A 20885-nucleotide genomic window follows, 5' to 3' on the forward strand; every position below is an offset into this window, starting at 1 on the left:
ATAGAATAAACCTAAGCTATTAATTGTTATGTTGTAGTAATGTTTTTGTCACATCATTGTCATTTCTCATATTATCATAATTCCAAAAGCATTTTCAGTCAATATTATTTTCAGGATTATTTATTTCCGCTATGTGATGGTGATGTTTTGATCATCTCGTTGTGAAGTTAACTATTGGCAATTTGAGTGTTATAAGTTCCCTTGAAGTTTTCCATTCACAAAAAATGTCCATATCGTTATAATGATGATGTTTAATCGCGAAAAGAGAAAATGATAAAGAGGGAATCAATATGAAGAAGATTTTGATCAGTATGATCGCAATCGTTTTAAGTATTACTTTGGCAGCTTGCGGATCACATCACGCAGCCAAAAACCATTCAGATTCTAATGGGACGGAGCAAGTCTCTCAAGATACTCAATCTAATGAATATAATCAGACAGAACAAAAGGCCGGCACGCCTCATTCAAAAAAGCAGAAGAAATTGGTCAATGTTACATTAGATAGAGCAATAGATGGAGATACGATTAAGGTTATTTACAACGGAAAGAAAGACACAGTTCGCTACTTGCTCGTTGATACACCTGAGACGAAGAAACCAAATTCTTGTGTTCAACCATACGGTGAGGATGCGTCGAAACGAAATAAAGAATTGGTCAACAGCGGTAAGCTACAGCTGGAATTTGATAAAGGCGATCGCAGAGATAAGTATGGAAGACTGTTAGCATACGTTTATGTTGACGGCAAATCTGTTCAAGAGACATTATTGAAAGAGGGATTGGCCAGAGTAGCATATGTATATGAGCCTAACACAAAATACATAGACCAATTCAGACTAGATGAGCAAGAAGCAAAATCAGATAAACTGTCAATTTGGAGTAAGAGCGGTTATGTGACAAACAGAGGATTTAATGGCTGTGTGAAATAGAAAAACACTGTTCGTTAAAAAAAGCAGCAAACCTAGCAGAATGCAGTTTCCAAAGAATGAGAAAGAGATGATGGCGTGTCTAGTTTCCATTCTGCTTATCAAGCTAAAATCATCAACTAGCCTGTAAAATTTCCGCTGTATAGTAACAATAAAAAACACCCCTTCACGTCAATGTGAGGGGGTTATTTGTGTGTAAACATCCTTCCTATTTCATCATAAATCAAGAGATCCCTCTACCGTCGTTAGCGCGGTTTCATACATCTTACCCATTGGCATTCCTAAGCTTTCCCACTTCTTGAAGTGTTCGCTGACAGAATACGGTTCCGCTCGTTCGTTTTGTCTGCTGGACACTCCAATACTGTTTAAAGGTTGCCATACCTTATTCTCACCATCTTTTCAAAAGAAGGCAGCCATGTCATCAAAGGCCTTTAATGATGATTGATCATTAATTGTTCTTCGGTTGATCTCCAGACAATAACATCATTAGTTTTTTCGAAAGCTCTTCAAAGCTGTATTGAGATCCTTTGTGTGAGTGTAAATGTTCTTATACAAATCAAATAGTGTTTTATATTTTTGTACATTTTGTGCCTTTGGATAAAATGCAGCAGCCTCACGAATGAACTGCTCTGCACATTCTTCAAGTGATTCAAACCAACCGCTTCCAAAAGCAGCCAGCATTGCAGCCCCCATAGCTGGCCCTTGTTCATTTTCTAACTTAATTACCCTCGCATTGAAAATATCAGCTTGCATTTGCAGCCACGTATCATTTTTAGCTCCCCCACCAATAGAAACAACAGTATGAACTGATTTTCCCGCTTTGCGGAATAGCTCAATTGATTCATCTAAAGAGAATGTGATACCTTCCATTATTGCCCTCAAAAAATGCTTTCTATTATGGGCTCCATCCATTCCGATCAAGCTTCCCCGAATAGAAGAATCAGCATGCGGCGTTCTTTCACCAACCAAATAAGGAGTGTATAGCAGTCCATTGGCTCCTATCGGAATAGCTTCCACCCCCTGCAATAATTGCTCAAACGATTCGTTTGGTGCAAACGTTCTTTTAAACCAGTCCAAGCTGTATCCTGCAGCGAGCGTGACGCCCATCGTATAAAAAGAATCCTTTTTTCCATGATTAAAAAAGTGGACTTTCCCTTTAAAGTCTCTTTCTTTTTCTTCTTCGTAGGAAAGTATGACCCCTGACGTCCCAATACTGCATAATGTTTTTCCGGAAGAAAGGATACCTGCTCCAATAGCGCCGCAAGCATTATCTGCTCCCCCAGCGTACACTTTTGTTTTTTCTAATAGCCCGGTCTTGGCGGCAACGTGCGGAAGCAGCGACCCTACACAATAATGAGATTCAACAAGCGGAGGACAAATATCTGCAGAAATACCAATTTGATTGCAAATATCATTGCTCCACTCCTTGCGAGTAATATGTAAAAGTAAAGTTCCTGCTGCATCGGAGTATTCGGTGTGAATGGCACCGGTCATACGGAATCGCACATAGTCTTTCGGAAGCAAAAACACAGCAGCTTTTTTAAAAAGTTCAGGTTCATGTTCCTTAACCCATAACATTTTAGGTAATGTAAACCCTTCTAAAACACGGTTTTTTGTGATGTCAAGAAGATGATCGCCAAATTTCTCGGTCATCCTTATACATTGAGGCGTTGTTCTGGTATCATTCCAAAGAATTGCATTACGTAACACCTGACGATCTTGGTCAAGCAGTACTAATCCATGCATTTGTCCCGAATAGCTTATCCCGTCAATATCCTTGGCTTGAACATTGGATATAGAAACCAATTCAGCCAATGCTTCAATTGTTTGCTGCACCCAGTCTTCAGGATTTTGCTCACTATATCCCGCCTTCTCTTGGATGAGCGGATACCTTTTGGACGTTTCTGCACAAACCTTGCCGTTTTGGTTAACTAAAATGGTTTTAACAGCACTCGTTCCAAGATCTATTCCAATGACATACTTCATTTTTTCACTCCTTGCCCTTTTAAAAAACCATTCACTCTAAATAAATCCTAATTATAGAAGTTACCCGTCATAACAACAAGCAATAGGAAAGGAATCATGACGGGTAATTCAGTGACTTGGTATTGATAGCAGGATCTGGAGCTTATCCTGTTATACTTCTAAAATGTATTGGTTCAATATCGCTTTTAATTTCTCCTGTCTTCCAGATTCGTTTTTAATTGATTTATGATTTAGCGCATATTGCTCAAGTGTGTGGAAATTAGCTCTTCCTTCTATAATTTCAAGACCAATCCCTTCAGTAAAGCTGCGGTAACGATGTTGAATCACATCTTCAAACACACGATCTTCGATTAATTTGTGGGCAACTTTCAATCCTCTTGCAAATGCATCCATCCCTGCAATATGGGCATATATTAGATCATCAGGCTCGAAAGAAGATCTTCTGACCTTCGCGTCAAAGTTTAATCCGCCGCTTCCAAGGCCGCCATTTTGCAGGATTTCGTACATTGCTAATGTCGTAGAATATAAATCCGTCGGAAATTCATCCGTGTCCCAGCCTAAAAGAGGATGACCCTGGTTTGCGTCAACAGAGCCAAGCAGACCATGTACTCTTGCCATGCGTAATTCATGTTCGAATGTATGCCCGGCTAATGTGGCATGATTGGCTTCAAGATTTAATTTAAAATGATTGTCTAAGCCATATTGCTTCAAAAAGGCAATGGTTGTTGCTGCATCTGTATCGTATTGATGGGTGGTCGGCTCTTTTGGTTTTGGCTCAATCAAAAACTGCCCTGTGTACCCGATTTCCTTCGCATAATCCACTGCCATATGCATAAATCTAGCCAAATTATCAAGCTCAAATTTTAAATCGGTATTTAACAATGTTTCATATCCTTCACGGCCGCCCCAAAATACATAGTTCTCAGCGCCAAGCTCTTTTGCTGTTTCTAACCCTTTTTTCACTTGTGCTGCAGCATACGCAAACACATCTGCATTGCAAGAAGTCGCGGCACCATGGACGAAACGGGGATTCGTAAACATGTTTGCGGTATTCCATAATAGCTTAACGCCGCTATTTCTCATGTAATCTTTAATCATGCCCACGATCATATCTAAATTTTGGTTTGTCTCTTTTAGCGTACTGCCTTCTGGTGCAATATCCCGGTCATGAAAAGCAAAGAATGGTGCATCTAGTTTTTCAAACATCTCAAATGCTGCTTCTACTCTCATCTTCGCTAGATCCATGCCTTTATAGTGATCCCATGGTCTTTGCATCGTAGCTGCTCCAAAAACGTCTGTTCCATCAGCGGTAAATGTATGCCAATAGGCAATAGAAAATCGCAAATGCTCTTTCATCGTTTTTCCGCCGATTACTTCTTGAGGATTATAATATTTAAATGCTAAAGGATTAGTCGAATCTTTCCCTTCGTAAACCACTTTGTTTGCGCTTCCAAAATAGTTGATTGAACTGGAATGAGATTGAGCCATGTGATTTCCCCCTTAAAAATAAATTCATTCAAATACAGATGCATTTTATTTCATATAGTAAGTGACCTGTTAGTTTGTTGTTTAAACAAACTAACTTATTTTCATCTTATATAACCTCATCAGTATTTTCAATATTTTTTTTAGTTTTTTATGAACACATTAGATATAATAAAGGGAAGATTCGCTATGTACTATGTTCATACTTAATTTAAAGATTAAACAAATGGAGTGGATGAAGTGGATATCGCTGATCAAACCTTTGTCAAAAAAGTAAATCAAAAGTTATTATTAAAAGAAATCCTTAAAAATTCACCTATTTCAAGAGCAAAATTATCTGAAATGACTGGATTAAATAAATCAACTGTTTCATCACAGGTAAACACGTTAATGAAAGAAAATCTGGTATTTGAAATAGGTCAAGGACAATCAAGTGGCGGAAGAAGACCTGTCATGCTTGTTTTTAATAAAAAGGCAGGATACTCCGTAGGAATAGATGTTGGTGTGGATTATATCAATGGCATTTTAACAGACCTTGAAGGAACAATCGTTCTTGATCAATACCGCCATTTGGAATCCAATTCTCCAGAAATAACGAAAGACATTTTGATTGATATGATTCATCACTTTATTACGCAAATGCCCCAATCTCCGTACGGGCTTATTGGTATAGGTATTTGCGTGCCTGGACTCATTGATAAAGATCAAAAAATTGTTTTCACTCCGAACTCCAACTGGAGAGATATTGACTTAAAATCTTCAATACAAGAGAAGTACAATGTGCCTGTTTTTATTGAAAATGAGGCAAATGCTGGCGCATATGGAGAAAAAGTATTTGGAGCTGCAAAAAATCACGATAACATTATTTACGTAAGTATCAGCACAGGAATAGGGATCGGTGTTATTATCAACAATCATTTATATAGAGGAGTAAGCGGCTTCTCTGGAGAAATGGGACATATGACAATAGACTTTAATGGTCCTAAATGCAGTTGCGGAAACCGAGGCTGCTGGGAATTGTATGCTTCAGAGAAGGCTTTATTAAAATCTCTTCAGACCAAAGAGAAAAAACTGTCCTATCAAGATATCATAGACCTCGCCCATCTGAATGATATCGGAACCTTAAACGCATTACAGAATTTTGGATTCTATTTAGGAATAGGCCTTACCAATATTTTAAATACTTTCAACCCACAGGCCGTAATTTTAAGAAATAGCATAATTGAATCGCATCCTATGGTTTTAAATTCAATGAGAAGTGAAGTGTCGTCAAGGGTTTATTCCCAATTAGGCAATAGCTATGAATTATTGCCATCTTCCTTAGGACAGAATGCGCCGGCATTAGGAATGTCCTCCATTGTGATTGATCATTTTCTGGACATGGTTACAATGTAATTTTAATGGAATGGACAGCTCATCTTTAAAGATGAGTTTTTTTATTCTAGGAGTATTTCTGAAGCAATAGTGACATAGGCACCTTCTCATATGAAAAAGGAGTTCTAAAATAGAAATCTCCTTTTTCATGTGCAAATTATTTTTCTTTATAACGAAAATATCTAAAGTCGGCCGGAATATGATTACCACTGGTATCTTGGCATTGCATCCCTACAAAGGCCCCTGTGAAGAATCCTCCCCCACGGATGTAATCATCTGATAATTTTTTCGATTCCAGTGCAATGTCAATTTTGTGCCAATCTTCTTTGTTAAAAGAATAGAAATAATAATATTTGTCCTTTTCAATATTTACTCTTAAATATACATACTTTACTTCACGAGGAATAACAATTTTATTGTGTAATGGCTGTGAAAAAGAAAAGTTGTCACATATTGTTAATTCAAGAATGCGGCCAAGTTCTTCATCATGCGTGACTTGAAGAGCCGTCCAGTTCTCTGTATTGTAGTAATTCACTAATCCAGCGGCTTGTTGAAAATTTTCCGGATAAAACTCAACAGCAGTTTCGGCTTCAAAATGGAGACTTTGCCAGCGTCTGGCTACAAATGCCTGAGTAAATGTCGAGGTCAATGATTCATGACCGAATAATCGTAAATGATTTGGCGCTTGAGTCAATGAACCTAATTCATTCGTGAATGGAATCCTTAAAGTTTGAAAATTTATATTTAATGTTGAATCCTCAAATTCATCAACTTCCGGGTACGTTGCTTCAAATATTGTTTCGGGTATAGAAGGTGCATCTACCTCCAAGCTTCCTTCTTTTCCACCTACTACATAGGGCCATTCATCTTTCCAGTAAAGTTTTTGAATAGCTGTTTCTCTGCCCAAAGGACAGTATCCTCTCTGCTGAAAAATTGAATCATCGTCAGGATGAATAGGACGTCCCGTTAAATGAGCTAAATACCACTCATCTGTATGTGTTTGAACAATGGATGCATGACCACATTTTTGCAATGAATTTCCTGGGTCATGCCATGACGTTAAAATTGGATTATCGGGATGAACTTCATATGGCCCCTCTATATTTGCAGAACGGGCAATTGTAGCAGCATGTTCGTACCGTGTTCCTCCTTCTGCAGTTAATAAATAATAATAGTTCCCGATATGATAAAGGTGCGGAGCTTCTGTCAGTTTTCTATCCGTTCCTTCAAATATGACTTTTGGTTTACCGATTAATTTTTGCTCTTTATCAGAATATTCCTGTATAACAATTCCTCCAAATGAGTGCCGATCAATACGGTGATCCCATAACATATTTAATAAATACTTTTTTCCATCCGTATCATGGAACAAAGAAGCATCAAACCCCGAGCTATTTAATTTAATCGGCTCACTCCAATCACCATTAATCGTTTCACAAGTAACTAAATAATTGTGACAATCTTTCCATGCGCCATCTACTACCTTAACATCCGTATAGATCAGCCAAAACTTCCCATCACTATAGCTTAAACATGGTGCCCAAACCCCACCTGAATTTGGATTTCCTTTCATGTCTAATTGTGAAACTCTCTGTAATGGATGTGCAACTAAGTGCCAATTTACTAAATCTTTTGAGTGGTGTATCTGGACTCCCGGGAACCACTCAAATGTAGATACCGCGATATAATAATCCTCTCCTGCCCTACAAATACTTGGATCGGGATTGAATCCTTTAAGTACGGGATTGATAATTTTCATATGGAATTCCTCCTCAGTTTATTTTCTTTTTTAAGCCTTGAAATCGTCAATATGATCCAAATAAACTTTGTCTCTATTTTCTAATTCTCGAACCATGTTTTTATATTTTTTCTCATCTAAGTTATAGAAATTAATATCAATTAAAGCTAGAACAAGCAAGAACACGGGAATAATGGTTGTTGTAATTAAAATCCCCATTAATGCCGTTGGGGTTTGTGCCTGATTTGCTACATATCCAAACTTATCAAGAACCAGACCCGGAACAACTCCTCCTAAGGCCATACCAAACTTAAAGAAAAATCCGATTATAGCGTAAATGAGCCCACCCATTCTTTTCCCAGTCCTGTACTCTCCATATTCTATTGTTTCAGGAATAAGCGCCCACATATATCCCCCGGCAGTGAGACTTCCAGCAGCAGCGATTAATCGACAGAAAAGTATGAGGTAAACATTACTTGGCGGAACAAACAGTAAAGCTAAGAGGCCGATAATATTCAGTAATAATGCATAGTTTAGTAATTTCTTTTTCCCCAAAAATTGATGAAGCCTTGGAATAAACGGTAAAATGACCAAAGCGGGCAAACTTCCTATCAAACCGTACCACTTCACCAAATCCTCTCTTTCTAAGTTATACGTTACGTAGTAAATGCCAACCGAATTACTGATGGAATTCACTCCAAAAATAATAATAAAGAAAATACTTAATACAACAAGTGGCCGATTAACACGAAACTGCTCAAATATATCCGTAAATTTAATTTTTTCTTCGGATTTTTGAAGAGTGACCCGCTCTTTTGTGCTTTTAAAACAAAAGATTAAAAGGCACCCGCCTATCATTCCCAAAATACCCATGGTTAGTTGCCAGCCAAGAGACTCGTTGCCGGAAGTATCGCTTAAATAAGCAGCCAGTAAGGGAACAAAAAATGCAACGACAAGTCCCCCAAGATTCGCAAATAACATGCGAACAGAAGTTATACTAACCACTTCTTGATTATTTCTAGTCATTGCAGAAGTTAACGCGCCATATGGAACGTTTATCGTTGTGTATGTAAGCGACAAGCCAACATAGGTTATATAGGCATATATTAATTTCCCCATATCCGTAAAGTCTGGTGTTGTAAAACAGAGTATTGCCAGTATGACAAATGGAAAAGCTCCGAATAAAAGATACGGTCTAAAACGTCCAAATCTGCTGTTCGTTCTGTCAACTATTGTTCCAATAAAAGGATCAGCGAGAGCGTCGATTATTCTAACCACTAAAAACATAGTACCGGCTGCTGCTGCCGATAAACCAAAAACATCTGTATAGAAGAACAAAAGATACGTAGACACTGTTGCATAAATTAAATTACAAGCAAAATCTCCAGACGCATATCCAACTTTTTCAACCATGCTAATCTTCTTTACATTTTCACTGAGCATGATTTCTCCCCTTTTCGATCCTTTAATATGGAACAGTGTGAAACGGTATAACAATTTCTCGAATTTACGGTCAGTAAACTTTTATAAAAGCGCTTTCAAAACAGTGCGAAAAAATATGGTGATCAGCAAGCAGAAAATTCATCTTTTTTCGTCATACCTTATATACCTGGAAAAGGATAAAAGCCTCATTCTTTCGTTTCTTATATTGTTTAGCTCCATTAAATCGATCCTCTTATCCCCCTTCCATCCATATTCAGTAAGACCTTATCTTGTGGACAATGAAATTTTATCTTATTAGTTTGTTGATCGAACAAACTAACTTGATTTAATATTATAAAATCCTTTCAACTTTTTCAACATCTTTTTCAGATAGTTTAAACAGAATGAATTAAATATTGATTTTTGACTGTTTCGTTATATTCAGTGTCTCAAATATTTGCGAATGTCATGTATCAGTTAACGACGATCAGTCCGAAAACAGATTCTTGTGTAAACACATGACAAAGATGATCTATGCGAAATAAAGAATTGGTTAGTGGTAAGTTGCATTTAAGAGTTTGATAAAGGTGATCACAGGATGTATGGAGACTGTTAGCCTAGATTTATGCTGATGGCAAGCCCGGTCATGAATTGAAAGAACAGGAATGGCCAGAATAGTTTATGTTATAAGTCCAACCCTACATACATATATCAATACAGGAAAGATAAATAAGAAGCAAAAATTGAAAAGCTTTCAACCGGAGTAGAAATGGCTTTTTGACTGTCTGAGGATTAATGGTTGTGTTAAACACTATGATTTATCCTTTCAAACTTATTTTAATCTTAAAAATTTTAATTGAGACTGGAAACAAAAGAGAATACAGAAATTAATTCCGTATTAATTTATTCAATATGTTAATTTTACTTTGGTCTTTATGATTCTTCTTCCTTCTTCTATAACCATCTAATAAAGACTTTTTATAAACCTTGAGGTAATCATCAATCGTTAGCAAATGATATTTCGCTCCGCCATCTTCAAAAACCTCTAGATTATTATAGTCTACATCTGCAAATGGTTTTAAATCCTCAATGTAAGCAATGCCTATTTTTGTATTAGTTTTCTTAAATTCATGCTCATGTAAATCAACCATTTTGTATCCATGCAGTTCCATCACTTTTTTTAGTTTTTCCCACTTTTCCTCTAAAAAAATTAAAGGAATAAGGATATCAATATCTTCTGGGGAAAAGTCTAACCCAGTTACCTTTTCAAGACCTAAAGATCCATATAATAATGGAATGATGTCTAACTCTTTATTAAACGTTTTAGCTATATTGATAAATTCATTATACAATTTCATTTTACATCCCCATTATTTGGTGATTAATTATTAAGATTCAACTAGTTCTTGAATTTTCATAAGTCCTTCAATACTTTCATGTGGTATATATCTCAAAGGGTTATTTTTTCAAACATCCTGAAAGTCATCTGTACAATATCTAAAAAGCCTTGAAAACTGAATTAAAGAAAAACATCAAAATGATAATGGCTAGCACAACAACAATTTCAAAAGTATGTGAACTGCCATCTTCTTTTTCTCGTTCTTTCTTCTCCCTCATTTGTTCCCTATATTTTCTTTGTATTTCATCCTTTTTCCTATCCACCTTACTCGACCCCTTTCAACATAAAGTAAAGCCAAGCAATTCTGAAGTTTTTTTATTCCTTCTTTTGACAAGCTCGAAAATACCAATGTATAAGCGTAATGCCTAATGGATTTTAAACTCCAAAAAACAAAGTCCCTCCGATAAACCAGAAAAAAGGAAATGGAAACATAATTGCATTTAAGACAATCCCATATACAGCACACCGTTTATTTGTCTTTATTGAAACGAACGCTAAAATGATTCCTATAGGAGAAAGTAATAATGGAAAAAACACCGGCATTCCTTGCCACGGAATTGACATAACTCCCGTAAAAAAATTAATAATTAAAATAGCTGAGATAATTGGAATCGTGATTGAAAAAATAGCTGCAGCTTTTCTAATATTCATATTGAAAGCAAGTCTCCGTTCTCCTTAAAATTGTAGTTTTATTTAGTCTTGAGAAAGTTTGTCAAAATCTCTTTCTTTCATTTCAGGCAGAGTTATATCAATCCCTAACATTTTTATTAATTCTTGTACGTAGCTTTTTATTTGCAAGCATATTAAATGGGAAATCGAAATCAAATTCCTCTTTAACGCTTAGAATATCCATTGCATACGAACAGTTATGCTTCATACCCAAAAGATCATCATTAAAGCTTAATACATCTTTATACGATTGATCAGATAACTCAAAGTGAGTAGCTAAATAAACACTAATATGGTTTCCACCTTGAGAATCAAAATCCACTAATCTTTTATCAACTACTAATAAAAATGCAGATCTCTCATCATCACATAATACCAACTGAAAAAATTCTAAGTTTCTCAGTTTCAATAACCGTTTAAATCTTGTATGTAAGGCCCTCATAATCTAATTCTGCCTTTCCTGATATAAATCGTTTTTAAAAAAGTATTACATTCACTTATACTCTTCTACCCAGTCGTGATACTTTTCATAAAGGTGACGTATTCGTTTGAAATCATGAGCTATGACTTCGCATCCGCGGTCATCATAGATAAAGAAAATAATGTCTTTTGTAATGTTCACAAAGAAAACATCAGGGTAATCAATAGAGTAACCTCCGAATTTCGGTTTTTGTGGAAAATCCTCATTACTGGCTGCTTTAAGTAATTCAGTTACACGTAAGTCTCGAGGTTTGCATAACAGGGAAAATTGTTGCATCTCGTATTCTTCAGCTTTATTGATTTCGAAAGGGTAGGGATATGTCTTCACCATAATTTGATTCAAATGATTTTTACATTTTAGAAACGGTTGATACACCTTTAATTTTCTTATACATTTCTCTTTCTTTTTGTGCTTATACATATTCGTCACAAGGAATATGTCATCATTTTGTTCAAATAATTCATTAAAAATGATTGAGGTTTGTTCATATACAACCCGAAACATCTTTAGATTCAATTCTTCATTTGCTTTGAGTTGATAGATATTTTCCCCAAGACAAAAATGGATTCCTGTGCCCCATTGATTATAGATGCTAGGAATTAATTCGAGGTTTTGAAACCTTTCCTCCATATACTCCATTATCTTCATTTAGACATTCTCACTTTAGGAATATGATCTTTTTGGAATATCAACAACTCATGCAGTTCGATGTTTTGATAGGGCCAGACTTTATCAAACAGCTCTCTCGGATACCGCTCCATTTCGTTATTATATAGCTTTCTGACAGTTGGATACTCATGATCAATATCTCTGGAAAGTTTCCGGATACTGATCTTTCTTTGGTCTATAATCGTTTTTACCTTTGATTTAATCATATTCTCACCTTTTAGTTATTTTTGATCACTTAAAATGATCATTAAGTTTATAATGGATCCTTGACCTCGCTGAATTTAATAATCCCGCTCTTCATGTTCAAATCCATAAGTACCTTTTATCCACACATCGCCGAAGCCTGAACTTTTTGTTATTTCCAACTGATCACCTTCTACTCGATCTGCTGCACTGTAGTCCAAATAACTTCCTGGAATTCTTTCTCGCTCCTTGAAAATATCCATCAGTTAGAGCTATTCTGCTAAGTTTCATATTTAGAGTACAGTCTTTATTATTGTGTATTGTGAATTTATAACCAAGTGCGGTCGGAATTCCGGTCGAAATTATCTGCCATGAAGACAATTGTTGATTCCTCGCTCAAAACAAAGTCTACATTTGTTTAATCCACCGTTAGCTTTGCTTCAGCATTCGGAAGATTAAAACTTGAGACTAAGCCTAAGCAAACCAAAGTTAAACGATTAACCCTTTTCATCCCTCTCTCCCTTTACCCGTTTATGGCGTAATTCGGTAAATGAAAGAGCTTTTTGACCGTGCATAAGGAAAAGGATTGTGATGATTTAAGCTACGCTGCTACCCTCCCAATGTTTTGCAGAAAAACCGAGTCCCAGATCCAAAATATTACAGCAAATGAGACGCTAAACAAGTATATTTCATATCCCATCAGAAAGTTTAAGGTGTTTTTTGGATCAGTAATGAAAGCGAAGAATAACCATACTAAGAAGGAAAAGAATATGTATATGAGTAAATATTTCGCGTTAAACCTTTTTGGATTGCGATTTAAGAAATATTGAACAGGTGCAGCAAAGATTAAATAAAAGATAAAGAGAAGAACACTTATTAGGAAGTATGGTATGTAGCCGTCATAACCAATGCCAAAAACATAAACAACAGCAGCTGATAACGCGGACAAGACATGAACAAATATGATCCTTAAAACTTGCATGTTTATAACCTCTTTCTTAATGAATGCTTCTTCAACATTGTCTAGATCCTCCTTAAAATCATTTTAAAACTACTGTTCTACTTAGAAATTAAACATCTTGGTCGCATTTCTCATTCTTCCGCCATTGAATAGTATTTCGGCGAGTTATCGCAACAGGTATTAAGAGTAGAGTACCGACAATAAGCAACATAAAAAAGATCACAAACAGCGCACCTGTTCCCGGAACAATTTCTTCATAGGTAATAAAGCGCTCCTTCCCCTGCAGGACGAAGAACCGAGAATTTTCGAGAAAGACCAGATGAAAAGCGATAGACGTCCATAAGCTTCCTGTTACAATACGCAGGAGTTGAAGGATGTATCCAAAAGTCAACAATAAAACGATGTAATCTAATGTGATAGCAGGTGATTCAATTCCAGCTATATATTGCAAAACACTTACAATTATTGGTGCAAGCACAAACAGGATTGGTTGTAGGAGTAAGGCAATAAAACAGTTCCAACGCTTATTTAGAGCATAGTACACCGTCCCCCGAAAAGTTAATTCCTCTGGAAAAGCTTCATAAAAGAAAGCGATAATCATATTTAAGAGCAATGCTGTCACTAAATGGACAGAGAAGTGAAATTGTGTAACTTTGATCCAGCCTAATAAATGGGCGATAGCGAAACCAGACCCGGATAATACAATCACATATATTGCTCCTATTATGGCTTTCGGAATGGCTTGCCGCCACCCAGACAGTCCTATAGAATAAAAGGGTCTACTAGACATCCGTTTAAGAAGAATGTAGAGCAACGGGACAGTTATTAATGTGACTAAACCTGCTTGGATGCCTTGCTTCAAAAGCTTAGAAGCTCCTGCTTGGCTAGCCATTGAACCGACTAAAGTAGCAAAAAACAAAGCAAATACGAATGTTCCCCAACTGAGCAAGACGGTTCCTAACCATTTGTGATGATTGTCTAGTTTTTCGCTTTTGGTAAGATGAATTTGCATTTGTGTATCCCTCTCACATCATTCATATTAAGCATTATAAGCCCTACTATAAACTATACGTTCTATAACTGTTATGGTTTCAATTTCCTGCATTACCCCTCTTACAATCCCACTCTTCCTCTAAAATAGCGTAATAATATTCATCCCACCATTCATTGCCTTTTGGAATACATTTTTTAAAAAATCCTTCTCTTCTCATTCCGATCTTCTCCATAACTCGGTATGAAGGAATATTCTCAGGTTGACACGTAGCTATAATCCTATGTAAGTTCATTTCTTTAAATCCATATTCCAAGATAGCTTGGGCTGCCTCAGAAGCATACCCTTTATTTTGATAATTGGGATTAAACACCCACCCGATTTCATATGTATGTTCACCAAAATACTTATAAAAAACAATATGACCTATTAGAAAGTCTTCATCTTCTAGTATGACAGGGAATTTTTCAGCGTTATCACCTTTGTTTTTATTTACAAATGCCTTTGCATCTTCTTCAGTAAAAACCCCTTCTGGTATATACTTCATCACATTACTATCTGATGTATACTCATAAACAGCCTGCCAATCTTTGAATTCAAATTTACGTATCAATAACCTTTTTGTTGTGATGTGCATTAAAGCAACTCCCCTCATGCTTACTTGATCTTTATTTCGATATTAAGACAACAATAACCTCTTTAAAACTATCCTTATTCAACAATATTGCCTCTTGCTAGAACAACTCAAGGATTTCTGACTATGAAGAAGCAAAGGAATATGATTCTCCAAAATAATTCCCTTACCCTTCTCTTAATTTAACAGGAGGCTTTTTTGTTTTTTAATATAACATTAGTCTTCCATATTCATTTAAATATGATAAAATATTACATATTTAATATAGGAGGGCTTGTGTTGGAGCAAATGATCTCTTCTTCTAAAGTTTGTGGATTTGCGACGCATCTCAAATAGTCTCGATAGCAATTCTTTGTTAAATTCAAGTGCCTCATAGACTAGAAGATCTAAATATATAACTCCTAATTCACCATTTAATACAGAAAGAATTAAATATAACTTTCATACAAACTGGTTAAGGCAACTTATCATCCCTATTTCCCTGAATTCCCCAACCTTGTTGATCCCCTTAAGGGAAAACTAAATGTAAAACAAATTCATCGAGTTTTTCTTTAAAAAACCATTCACATTTTTACGTTTAAGCAGCATTCTCCTTTTTACAGGAAAGAATCATTCCGTCTGAACATTACGATATACATATAGTATCCGAATGATATGGCGAAGGGCGGAGGTTATAGTGAAAACGAGTATTATTGTTCTGACTTATAATCAATTAGCTTTAACAAAACAATGCTTGGAGAGCATATGGAAGCATACGAATAATGACTGTATAGAAGTAATTGTTATAGATAACGGCTCTCATGACGGTACACGTGACTACCTCAAACAGATAACTTCAATTAAGGCGATTTTTAATAAAACGAACGAAGGCTTCGCAAAAGCCTGTAATCAGGGTCTTGAAGTTGCCTCAGGGGACAATATTCTTTTTTTAAACAATGATACTGTTGTAACAAATCAATGGCTGGAGCCAATGATCAAGCTGCTTTATCAGGATGATAAAATCGGCATGGTCGGGCCTGTAAGCAATTATGTCAGCGGTCCGCAGCAAGTTCCCGTTAACTACACAAACGTTGAAGAAATTGAAGATTTTTCTCGTCTTTACTGTTTGCAGCAGCGAGGCAGATCAAAAGCTGTATTGAGGCTGGTCGGATTTTGCCTGCTTGTCAAAAAGAAGGTGTTGGATGAAGTCGGCGGTTTTGATGAACGTTTTGTAGGCGGTTCATTTGAGGATGATGATTTAAGCCTCCGCGTACTGCAAGCGGGGTATCAGCTAAAAATCGCCCTTGATTCGTTTGTCCACCATCACGGTCATGCCACGTTTACAGGCAATCCAGATTTAAGCATCAGTCAATTATACGAAGAAAACCGGCAACGCTTCATCGATAAATGGAAGGTGGATGTAACAACATTCTTTGACTCCCAGCCCCAGCTGACAGCACTTGTGCCAGCGGAAGCCGACTCTATCTTACATATCGGTTGCGGCACGGGAGCTGCGGGGACAGAGCTTTTGAACCGGCAATCCTGTTTATTGTATGGGATTGAAAAGGATGAGTTATTGCAGACCATTGCAAGCCCCTATTACGAACAAGTCATTTCGGCAGATGTGGAAACATGCGACCTCCCTTACCCTGAGTCCTTTTTCGATGTCATTTTGATCGGTGACCTTTTAAACTGCTCAAAAAATCCCAGACATACAATTGAGACTCTTGCCGTTTATCTAAAGCCTTCTGGCTCGCTGATTTGCAGCATCCCAAATACTGCCTATGCAGATACATTTTTCTCTTTATTATGTGGTGCATCGACGTACACACATTTCATCACACCTCGCAACGTAAATACCCTATTTCCTGAATATCTTTATGACATAAAATCCATCACCTCCCATTCCTCCGATACTGAATCAAACATACAGCTCTTTTTACAAGAACTTCAATTCCTTGCCGGGCAATTTGGTTTGTCTTTGGATCACTTGTCAAAACATGCCCATATTGATTACATGTTTGTCCATGCCATAAAGAAAAAACAGAATAAAACGGAGGTGGCGATGTGATTTCAATCAGTTTATGCATGATTGTAAAAAATGAAGAGGCTGTTATTGGCCGATGCTTAGATTCTGTGCAGGAGATAGCTGATGAGATCAATATTGTGGATACCGGGTCAGTTGACAAGACGAAAGACATTGCTGCTCGCTATACAGACCGAATCTTTGATTTTAAATGGATTGACGATTTTGCGGCAGCCCGAAATTTTTCGTTTCAGCAGGCGACATCCGACTATATCTTATGGCTTGACGCCGACGACGTGTTTACCAAGAAAGATCAAGAGCTGTTATTGGATTTAAAAAGAACGCTTGACCCGGATATAGACGCGGTCTCAATGAAATACCATTTGGCTTTTGATGAAGAAAATAACGTCACATCCAGCTTAAGGAGATACCGGCTCGTAAAACGGGAAAAGAGCTTTAAATGGATCGGCGCGGTTCATGAATACCTAGAAGTATATGGGAAACTTCACCACAGTGATGCAGCGGTTTCTCACCTGCCACTTAGCCGTGACGCAGATCGCAACCTCCGAATTTATGAAAAAATGGTCTCGTCAGGAAAGGGTTTTTCTCCAAGAGATTTATTTTACTATGCGAACGAGTTGTGTGATCACGGAAAAATGGAGCAAGCGATTGAGTACTATTTACGTTTTTTACAAACGAAGCAGGGATGGGTCGAGGATAATATCAGAGCGTGCAATAAATTAGCAGACTGCTATCATTCATTGGGACTGAAGGAAAAAGAATTAAGCTGGGTGCTCCACACGCTCGTCTATGGACCGCCTAGAGCAGAAACCTGCTGCAGGCTGGGATACTCTTTTTTAGAAAAAAACGATTTTCAGAGTGCGGTCTATTGGTATGAAAAAGCAATAGAAAACAAAGGAGCAGAAAACCTGGCTTTTCAAAACCGCGCCTGCGCGAGCTGGCTTCCCCACCTGCAATTAGCCGTCTGCTACGATAAACTCGGCCAGCATCAGCTTGCCTATCAGCATAATGAATCGGCATTACAATACCGCCCCCATGATTCAAGAATGCTAGCCAACAAAAAATATTTTGAAGATATTCTAAAGATGCAGAACGGCTCCGGGGGTGAACATCATGGAAATCAATAAAAATTCACTTGCTGATTCTATGAAAGAGTATGAGCTAAAAGATAAAGAGTATTACAAAGGCATCAACTGGCAGCTATTTGATCTGATAGAACCGCATGCGAAAACCATTCTTGAAGTTGGATGTGCTGAAGGCTTGTTTGGCGCAGCTGTGAAGAAAAAAACGAATTGCTCCTATTATGGGATCGAGTCTTATCCACCAGCTTCCGAAAAAGCAACACATTATATTGACGAAGTAATAACGGGAGACATTGAAACACTGAAGCTGCCTTTTCAAAAAAACACATTTGATCACATTATCTTCGGTGATGTTCTGGAGCACTTAATAGACCCGTGGGCAGTTTTAGGTAACATCAAGCCTTACGTAAAAGAAACAGGGAGTATCTTGGCAAGCATCCCGAATATCGGACATATCTCGATTTTCGAAAGTCTGCTGTCCGGCAAATGGACGTATATACAGGCAGGGCTGCTCGATAAAACACACTTCCGTTTTTTCACCTTGGAGGAAATGAAAAAGATGTTTCATGAAACAGGCTACAAGATCAGCCAAATCGAGCCTATTGTTTTTACGACTCATTATTATGAAAAAATGATCAGCAAACTTGCTTATGTCAGATCATGCATGGGAATTCACCATGCAGATCTTGAGGAGGAGGCCAGAGCCTATCAATATGTCATAAAGGCAGAGAAAAGATGAATCAGCATACAAACGAAAATTCAATTAGCTTCATTACATGTGTGAATGACGATACCCTTTATGATCTCTGTCTAAGACATATTCAGTCTCTTTCTGTACCGCCGCATATGAAGGTAAAATTAATCAATATCCGAGACGCAGACAGTATGGCGTCCGGCTACCAGGCGGCAATGGAGGACTCTGACTCAAAATATAAAGTGTATTTACATCAGGACACATTTATCATCAATCGTTCCTTTATTTATGATATTCTCCATGTCTTTCAGCAGAATGATCAGCTTGGCATGATAGGCGTCATAGGAGCTGAAGAAGTGCCGCAAAGCGGGATTTGGTGGGAGGCTTCTAAAAAAGCCGGAAAAGTCATTGAATACCGCAGTACGTACAACTATTTATTATTTGATGAAATAGATGAAACTGTGAAAACAGTTCAAGCATTGGATGGTTTATTGCTAGCTACTCAGTACGATGTTCCATGGCGAAAAGATATTTTTGACGGATGGCATTTATATGATACTTCTCAATGTTTTGAGTTCAGAAAAAAAGGATATATAGTGGGCATCCCTCATCAGAAAGAGCCTTGGGTCTTACATGCATGCGGCAACGAGTTTGATACAAACCAGTATTCTTATTACCTTAAAAAATTTTTGGAGGAATATTCCGAGACATGATAAGATTTCAATACCACGACAAAGAAACCTACTGTTTAAAAGTAGGTTTCTTGTTTCATATGCTTGAAATTTTTTAAAAAAGTGATTTTTTAATTCTCTATTATTAAGGGAACCTAATAGCATTTATATCTAGGTTTAGTGCGTTGCTGCCACTCACATTACTTACTGTTGTGAAGATTATCCTAATCTCATAAGAAGTCGTGCCTGTGACCGTTGTAGCATCTACATACGTTGTAGCAATTGGAAATCTTGACGTAATTGCAGCGTTGATATTTCTTTGGACGGAGCGTGTATCTACTAATACTCCGTTTCTATAAATTCTGGTTTGAAAAGTAAAGTTTGAGTTAGCTGTCGTTGTAACATCTACAGAAATGGCAAGGTCTAATTTTATTAATTGTCCTGCGACTGTTGGCACACTTAAAGTACCAATCGACGTTTCAGTACCGTTAATAGCAAGCGGAACGGGGCCTGCTATTTCACTGTAAAACAGCTGTGGATTTGCCCCGGTTGAACCGGTTGCTCCTGTTACTCCAGTTGGACCGGTTGATCCTGTGGCTCCTGTTGGTCCTGTTGCTCCTGTGGCACCTGTTGCTCCGGTTACTCCGGTTGATCCTGTTGCTCCCGTTGCACCTGTTGGTCCAGTCGGTCCAATTCCCCCAGCAGACTCTATTAAAGAAACATCATCAATTAGAACAGACCCAAAAGTAGTTTTGCTTATTACCACTACTGCGTTTACTGCTTCAGCGGGGGTTTCAATTGTTCTATATATTTCATTCCATGTATTAAATGAGACATTTGGCAAATTTCCGGAAGCAATGATAATTTCCTGTCCGCCTTCAATCTCTTCGCCTTCACTGTTAACAAATAAAATTTGTATAGTTACTTGGGGACTTGAATTGTTTCCAATTCTCCCAAGCGAAACGATGAATATCAGAGATTGTCCAGAAACGACAGGCACGATCTGCCCTAAAAAAGCATACGGCTGGTTACTGAAAAACTGTGCGGAATATCTTCCAGAATGGGCAAAAGTATTAATAACGGACGTATTTGCAGAAGCCCAGCCCGTCAGATTGCCTGTTTCAAAACCTCCATTTACAATCACATCATTCACTCAACTTCATTCCCTGCCTTTTTGAATAGTTCCAGCTATTATATGCAGGAAAAATGCCATCGGTCTTTCACTTCGCTAGCTGAAATAAAAAAAGATGAATGCCCCGAATCACTTTTTCTCCCAGACACTGTAAAGACCGATACATGGAACCTGAAAAGAAGAAGCAGTAAATTAGCTTCTTAGACGGCCGAGAGAATGAAGTTTGGACTTGATTTAAAGACAGAAAAAGCTTTTCGGGAATTTGCAATGCGATTGAGGATTTCACATATCCTAGATTGAGAAGCGGACGCTAATGAAGAAGTTTTATCAGACTAAGAAAGAGCAACTCAAAGTCAAAAAAACGT

Annotated in this window: 20 protein-coding genes and 2 pseudogenes; 6 read left to right on the forward strand and 16 right to left on the reverse strand. The window is 37.4% G+C overall.

Features of this window, described 5'->3' with window-relative positions; all coding sequences use genetic code 11:
- Positions 1 to 290 precede the first annotated feature (290 nt).
- A complete protein-coding gene (gene yncB, locus SB658_RS20245; protein ID WP_017697666.1) occupies positions 291 to 926 on the forward strand; it encodes an endonuclease YncB in 636 nt (211 codons plus the stop codon).
- A gap of 213 nt (positions 927 to 1139) precedes the next feature.
- On the opposite strand, the pseudogene SB658_RS20250 reads toward yncB, so the two are convergent.
- From SB658_RS20250 to xylA, 3 genes and pseudogenes are all read right to left on the reverse strand, one after another.
- Positions 1140 to 1305, reverse strand: a pseudogene (locus SB658_RS20250) (glycoside hydrolase family 11 protein); the annotation flags it as partial.
- Positions 1306 to 1409: 104 nt separating this feature from the next.
- A complete protein-coding gene (gene xylB, locus SB658_RS20255) occupies positions 1410 to 2909 on the reverse strand; it encodes a xylulokinase (protein ID WP_085187689.1) in 1500 nt (499 codons plus the stop codon).
- Positions 2910 to 3059: 150 nt separating this feature from the next.
- Positions 3060 to 4397 (reverse strand): xylose isomerase, encoded by a 1338-nt coding sequence (gene xylA, locus SB658_RS20260; RefSeq protein WP_015383743.1) that lies wholly within the window; start codon positions 4395 to 4397, stop codon positions 3060 to 3062.
- A gap of 237 nt (positions 4398 to 4634) precedes the next feature.
- Between xylA and xylR the strand changes: the two genes are divergently transcribed.
- The gene (gene xylR, locus SB658_RS20265) at positions 4635 to 5789 is read left to right on the forward strand and encodes a transcriptional repressor XylR (RefSeq protein WP_085187692.1); all 1155 of its coding nucleotides are present in this window, start codon (positions 4635 to 4637) and stop codon (positions 5787 to 5789) included.
- A gap of 136 nt (positions 5790 to 5925) precedes the next feature.
- On the opposite strand, the gene xynB is transcribed toward xylR, so the two are convergent.
- The 12 genes and pseudogenes from xynB to SB658_RS20325 form a co-directional block, all read right to left on the reverse strand.
- On the reverse strand, positions 5926 to 7527 hold the full coding sequence (xynB, locus tag SB658_RS20270) for a xylan 1,4-beta-xylosidase (protein ID WP_038827889.1): 1602 nt from the start codon (positions 7525 to 7527) through the stop codon (positions 5926 to 5928).
- 30 nt (positions 7528 to 7557) lie between these two features.
- Entirely contained in the window at positions 7558 to 8949 is a 1392-nt protein-coding gene (locus SB658_RS20275) for an MFS transporter (RefSeq protein ID WP_144500750.1), read from the reverse strand.
- 866 nt (positions 8950 to 9815) lie between these two features.
- Positions 9816 to 10286 (reverse strand): hypothetical protein, encoded by a 471-nt coding sequence (locus SB658_RS20280; RefSeq protein WP_042975853.1) that lies wholly within the window; start codon positions 10284 to 10286, stop codon positions 9816 to 9818.
- 139 nt (positions 10287 to 10425) lie between these two features.
- Positions 10426 to 10590, reverse strand: a complete 165-nt coding sequence (locus SB658_RS20285) for a hypothetical protein (protein ID WP_003245467.1) — start codon at positions 10588 to 10590, stop codon at positions 10426 to 10428.
- Between the two features lie 112 nt (positions 10591 to 10702).
- Positions 10703 to 10978 carry a hypothetical protein gene (locus SB658_RS20290; RefSeq protein ID WP_144500751.1) on the reverse strand — a complete coding sequence of 92 codons (276 nt, stop codon included), beginning with the start codon at positions 10976 to 10978 and terminating at the stop codon, positions 10703 to 10705.
- A gap of 42 nt (positions 10979 to 11020) precedes the next feature.
- A pseudogene (locus tag SB658_RS20295) lies at positions 11021 to 11375 on the reverse strand (hypothetical protein).
- A gap of 114 nt (positions 11376 to 11489) precedes the next feature.
- Positions 11490 to 12125: a DUF3885 domain-containing protein gene (locus tag SB658_RS20300; protein ID WP_032725792.1), complete on the reverse strand. Its 636-nt coding sequence runs from the start codon at positions 12123 to 12125 to the stop codon at positions 11490 to 11492.
- The gene (locus SB658_RS20305) at positions 12122 to 12352 is read right to left on the reverse strand and encodes a helix-turn-helix domain-containing protein (protein ID WP_032725791.1); all 231 of its coding nucleotides are present in this window, start codon (positions 12350 to 12352) and stop codon (positions 12122 to 12124) included. The genes SB658_RS20300 and SB658_RS20305 overlap by 4 nt, the downstream gene beginning before the upstream one ends.
- A gap of 75 nt (positions 12353 to 12427) precedes the next feature.
- Positions 12428 to 12592: a hypothetical protein gene (locus SB658_RS20310; RefSeq protein WP_154213091.1), complete on the reverse strand. Its 165-nt coding sequence runs from the start codon at positions 12590 to 12592 to the stop codon at positions 12428 to 12430.
- 338 nt (positions 12593 to 12930) lie between these two features.
- Positions 12931 to 13311, reverse strand: a complete 381-nt coding sequence (locus SB658_RS20315) for a UPF0715 family protein (RefSeq protein ID WP_029726895.1) — start codon at positions 13309 to 13311, stop codon at positions 12931 to 12933.
- Between the two features lie 88 nt (positions 13312 to 13399).
- Positions 13400 to 14302, reverse strand: a complete 903-nt coding sequence (locus SB658_RS20320; protein ID WP_144500752.1) for a CPBP family intramembrane glutamic endopeptidase — start codon at positions 14300 to 14302, stop codon at positions 13400 to 13402.
- 79 nt (positions 14303 to 14381) lie between these two features.
- Complete coding sequence (locus SB658_RS20325; protein ID WP_144500753.1) at positions 14382 to 14918, reverse strand: GNAT family N-acetyltransferase; 537 nt, start codon at positions 14916 to 14918, stop codon at positions 14382 to 14384.
- 646 nt (positions 14919 to 15564) lie between these two features.
- Between SB658_RS20325 and SB658_RS20330 the strand changes: the two genes are divergently transcribed.
- The 4 genes from SB658_RS20330 to SB658_RS20345 are packed head-to-tail and all read left to right on the forward strand — an operon-like array spanning position 15565 to position 19430.
- On the forward strand, positions 15565 to 16965 hold the full coding sequence (locus tag SB658_RS20330; RefSeq protein WP_003231695.1) for a glycosyltransferase: 1401 nt from the start codon (positions 15565 to 15567) through the stop codon (positions 16963 to 16965).
- Positions 16962 to 18068, forward strand: a complete 1107-nt coding sequence (locus SB658_RS20335; protein ID WP_015713975.1) for a tetratricopeptide repeat-containing glycosyltransferase family 2 protein — start codon at positions 16962 to 16964, stop codon at positions 18066 to 18068. The genes SB658_RS20330 and SB658_RS20335 overlap by 4 nt, the downstream gene beginning before the upstream one ends.
- Entirely contained in the window at positions 18055 to 18762 is a 708-nt protein-coding gene (locus tag SB658_RS20340; RefSeq protein ID WP_003231699.1) for a class I SAM-dependent methyltransferase, read from the forward strand. The genes SB658_RS20335 and SB658_RS20340 overlap by 14 nt, the downstream gene beginning before the upstream one ends.
- Positions 18759 to 19430 carry a glycosyltransferase family protein gene (locus SB658_RS20345; RefSeq protein ID WP_015713974.1) on the forward strand — a complete coding sequence of 224 codons (672 nt, stop codon included), beginning with the start codon at positions 18759 to 18761 and terminating at the stop codon, positions 19428 to 19430. The genes SB658_RS20340 and SB658_RS20345 overlap by 4 nt, the downstream gene beginning before the upstream one ends.
- 103 nt (positions 19431 to 19533) lie before the next feature.
- On the opposite strand, the gene SB658_RS20350 is transcribed toward SB658_RS20345, so the two are convergent.
- On the reverse strand, positions 19534 to 20541 hold the full coding sequence (locus SB658_RS20350; protein WP_144500754.1) for an NTTRR-F1 domain: 1008 nt from the start codon (positions 20539 to 20541) through the stop codon (positions 19534 to 19536).
- Between the last annotated feature and the right edge of the window lie 344 nt (positions 20542 to 20885).

It is taken from the genome of Bacillus sp. SIMBA_008, assembly GCF_046535495.1.
GTDB lineage: Bacteria > Bacillota > Bacilli > Bacillales > Bacillaceae > Bacillus > Bacillus subtilis.